Source organism: Pontibacter populi (assembly GCF_019336435.1).
In the GTDB taxonomy this organism is placed as follows: Bacteria; Bacteroidota; Bacteroidia; order Cytophagales; family Hymenobacteraceae; genus Pontibacter; species Pontibacter humidus.
The window spans coordinates 1-3,889 of record NZ_JAHWXQ010000011.1 but is presented as its reverse complement, the minus strand read 5'-3'; the positions used below and the strand labels follow the sequence as shown (position 1 = coordinate 3,889).

The window sequence follows — 3,889 nt, the reverse complement described above, 5'->3', positions numbered from 1 at the left end:
CCAATAGTAGTAACCCAGAACCTCACCGTTCAGCTGGATGCTACGGGTAAGGCAACGATCACCGCTGCTCAGATCGATAATGGCTCTACGGACAACTGCGGAATAGACAACATGACGCTGGATGTAACCACCTTCTCTTGTGAAAATGCAGGCCAGAACACGGTAACGCTGACGGTAACGGATGTGAACGGAAACGTGGCGAGTAAAGAAGCCACGGTAACTATAGTGGATGAAATCGCGCCAACGGCACTTGCCAAAAACATCACCGTTGAACTGGATGCAAACGGCTCGGTAACCATCACGGCAGCGCAGGTAAACGATAACTCTACCGACAACTGTGGTATCGAAACCCTGGCCCTTGATACTTACACGTTCAACTGCAGCAACCTGGGTGTTAATACTGTAAACCTGATCGTTACTGATAAAGCAGGCAACACGGCCATGGCTGCAGCTACTGTAACGATCGTGGATAACATCGCGCCAACCATCACAGCTCCGGCAGACCTGGTAGTGGAGGTGGATGCGGGTAAAACTACCGCTTCGAATGTAAACCTGGGCACGCCGGTAACGGCTGATAACTGCGCTGCTGCAGCTATCCTTGTCACTAACGATGCACCAGGTGAATATCCGGCAGGCGTAACGATCGTTACCTGGACGGCCACCGATGCCTCGGGCAACAAAACGACGGCCACGCAAACCGTCACTGTGCGTCAGGACATTGCTGCAGTAGCGACCCTGGCCACCATAACCGTTCCGATCAGGACAGCTTACGCCAATGTACCGCTGCCAAATACAGTAGAGGTAACTTATACCAACGGAGTGAAAGAAGCCATTTCCGTCACCTGGGCACAGGGCACTTACAATGGCCTGGTAGCCGGCACGTATGTGCTAACCGGTCAGTTGGTTCCGGCAGCTAACACCACTAACCGAGGTGGCAAAGTAGCTTCCATTTCGGTTGTAGTAGCGCCGAACAAAGCACCGACGGCACTTGCTTTTAGCGCGAGTACCTTTGCACCGGAAGCCAAGGCAGATGACGTAATCGGCACACTGACCACTACAGATGCAGACGACACCCAGTTTGTCTACACATTGGTAGCTGGTGAAGGTGATGCAGCCAATAGCCTGTTCGATATCAGAGGCGACAAAGTTCATCTGAAATCTAATAACGGGTTATCGGGCAAAACTACCTTTAGCATCCGGGTAAGAAGCACAGACCCTTATCAGAACACGATCGAAAAAGTGTTTACCCTGACCAAGGAGCCTTATACCAAGCCGGTTGATAAACTCAAGATCGTCAATGCATTCTCGCCAAATGGGGATGGCATGAACGATACCTGGACCATCCCGGAACTTCGCTTCTATAACAGCGTGGAGATCGAGGTATTTGACAGAGCAGGTGTACGCCTGTTCCATACCACAGACCCTGAAAAAGGATGGGACGGACGTGGCCTGAACGGTCAGATCCTAAAAGGTGCCTTCTTCTATGTGGTGCAGGTGAAAGATATCAACCTGGTTAAAAAAGGTGTCGTGACAATTCTTAGTAAATAATCATCATGAGAAAGATCGTATTAACCATAGCCCTTGTGGCTTCTGTTCTGGGCCTCAAGGCCCAGAACAGAAAACATGTGGCCAACTTCTCGCTGTTTCAGCAGTACTTTAACCCGGCCCTTACCGGCTACGAAGGCTCCATGCTCAAAACCTATTACCGTAACCAGTGGACGGGTTTTGAAGATGCGCCGCAAACCATTTTTGCCTCTGCAGAACTAGACCTGGCAGACCTGGGTGCCTGGAAAAAGGAGGACCTGTTAAAGTCCCGTGAAGAAGATAGTTACAACCGACAGTTAGGCGCCAAACACGCTTTTGGTTTAGCGGTGTTGAACGACCGTTTCGGCCCCTTTACCGAGAATCAGGTGCACCTGAGCTACGGCTCTCGTGTGCAGCTTTCACAGAAACTGAGCCTGCGCTGGGGTTCTGCTATTACCTTCAGCTCGCAGCACTTGGATGGCAGCAAGCTCACCATAGACCAGGAAGGCGATCCGGAGTTTGAAGGCCTGGTAGGCCAGCAAGGCAAAGTGAACCGCATGGATCTGAACATGGGCCTGATGCTGACAGCGGAGAATTATTACCTAGGCTACGCGATGCAGGATATCACCAAAGGGAAACTGATGACTTCGGGAGATGATTACCTGCAGAATAATGTGCCACAGCACCACGTGGTGCAGGCTGGTTTCAGAACTTCTGTTACTGAACAGCTGGGCCTGGTCGTAAACTCCCTGTACCGCTACGATAGCAAACTGGAAGAAACGCTGGAAGGGCAGGTGAAAGGTGTGTACCAGAACATGCTATGGCTAGGTGCGGGTTACCGCAAAGACCAGGCGTTCTCGGTAAATGCCGGCATACGCCTGAGTCAGCTCAGGATCGGGTATGTATATGAAGCGCCTACTGCCGATGCCCGCTACATTAACAAGGCTACCAACGAGATCATGTTCACTTATAACCTGATCCCGGTAAAGTATCCCAAGTATAGCAAAAAAGTAACGATGTGGTAACCAGCAGAAAGATGAAGAAAATAATTTACACGATCGCCTTCTTACTGGCAAGCGGGGCAGCAGCCCAGGCACAGGTGGAAGTAAAGCAAACCAAGTCAGAGTTGGCAGGTTTTATTTTGCTGGAAAATGACTTGCTGCTGTATACCCTGAAGGAAGAACAGGGACAGTTTATTTACTCAGAGCAGCGTGACAAAAGTGAAACTTCTAAAAAAGAAGTGGTCCTGAATGCCGGACTGATAAACGCGGTGGTGGGGGGTAATAAAGCTGCCGGCGAACTATACGTGTATCAGAAAAATGGCCGTAACCAGGAGGTGATCTCTTTCTATCGTTTAAAGGAGGGAAGCTTCGAGAAAACAGGGGAGCGCCTGCTGCCTAAGATGAGAAATCATGCCCGTAACCTGGGTATGTTCTTGTCAGATGATAAGCAAACGTTAGTGGTAGCAGCAGAACTTGGCCGCTCACAAGGGCATGAAGACCTGTACATAAGCAAGTGGGAAAACAACCGCTGGTCCAAACCAAAAAACCTGGGTAAGACTGTCAACACGCGCCAACCGGAGTTTGCCCCTTACCTGGCTAATGACACGCTTTACTTCTCCCGCAAAGACGAAGCTATAGCTTATAACTATCGTGCGCCGGTAGATGTAGCCACTTCAAAAGCAGGTACCCCGGTAAAGCTGGCTCCGGTGATGAATGTGGCTGGTACGTATAATGCCTACTATAAAAAGGTAGCCGACCGCCAGATGTGGATCTCTGCTTCCCAGGAGCAGGACTACTTTTATACGGCCTACCTGCTGGAGCCGGTGCCTTCCCTAAAAGAAGAGGTGCTGGCCATAGCCCCGGTAGAGGAGGTGGTGGAAGAAGTGATAACTCCTGCACCGGTCCTAAAGACAAAAGCTGCCGCTCCGGCCATGAAGCTCTTTTATGCCTTCAACAGTGTTTACTTAAACCTGGAAGAAGTATCGGCCCTGGCCCGCTTTCTAAACAAGCAGCCGCAAGGCACCGAGCTGGTCATAAAGGGCTATTCCGATGGCTATGGCTCGGCCGAAGCAAAAGACTATGTGAGCCGCAACCGCGCGTTGCAGGTTAAAAACCACATCGAGAAGTATTTTGCCAAGAAGCACTTTGTGGTGACCCTGGAAAACGAAGTGCGCGATGCCAAAGGCCGCGACAACCGCAAAACCGAACTCTACCTAATGCACTAACCGGCGCAGCCTGGTAAGGAAGGGAAGAAAAGGACAGCGTTGCTGGTCCCTTCCACCCCTGCCTTCCTGGACATCCTGTCCTGGGAAATCAGTTAGCAAAAAGCCGCTTCATCTAACGGGAAGCGGCTTTTTTTATGC

Annotated in this window: 3 protein-coding genes; all 3 read left to right on the top strand. The window is 50.8% G+C overall.

Annotated features, from left to right (window positions below; translation table 11 throughout):
- A partial coding sequence (locus KYK27_RS18315; RefSeq protein ID WP_219337379.1) for a gliding motility-associated C-terminal domain-containing protein occupies nt 1-1,548 on the top strand: 1,548 nt, incomplete at its 5' end.
- A 5-nt stretch (nt 1,549-1,553) separates the two neighbouring features.
- Nucleotides 1,554-2,549, top strand: coding sequence for a PorP/SprF family type IX secretion system membrane protein (locus KYK27_RS18310; RefSeq protein WP_219337378.1), 996 nt, complete (start codon nt 1,554-1,556; stop codon nt 2,547-2,549).
- Between the two features lie 11 nt (nt 2,550-2,560).
- On the top strand, nt 2,561-3,751 hold the full coding sequence (locus KYK27_RS18305) for a hypothetical protein (RefSeq protein ID WP_219337377.1): 1,191 nt from the start codon (nt 2,561-2,563) through the stop codon (nt 3,749-3,751).
- Nucleotides 3,752-3,889 lie beyond the last annotated feature (138 nt).

Bases quoted from the DNA above. Each gene is read 5' to 3' on its own strand.
- KYK27_RS18310 (WP_219337378.1), top strand. From the start codon at position 1,554: ATGAGAAAGATCGTATTAACCATAGCCCTTGTGGCTTCTGTTCTGGGC.
- KYK27_RS18305 (WP_219337377.1), top strand. From the start codon at position 2,561: ATGAAGAAAATAATTTACACGATCGCCTTCTTACTGGCAAGCGGGGCA.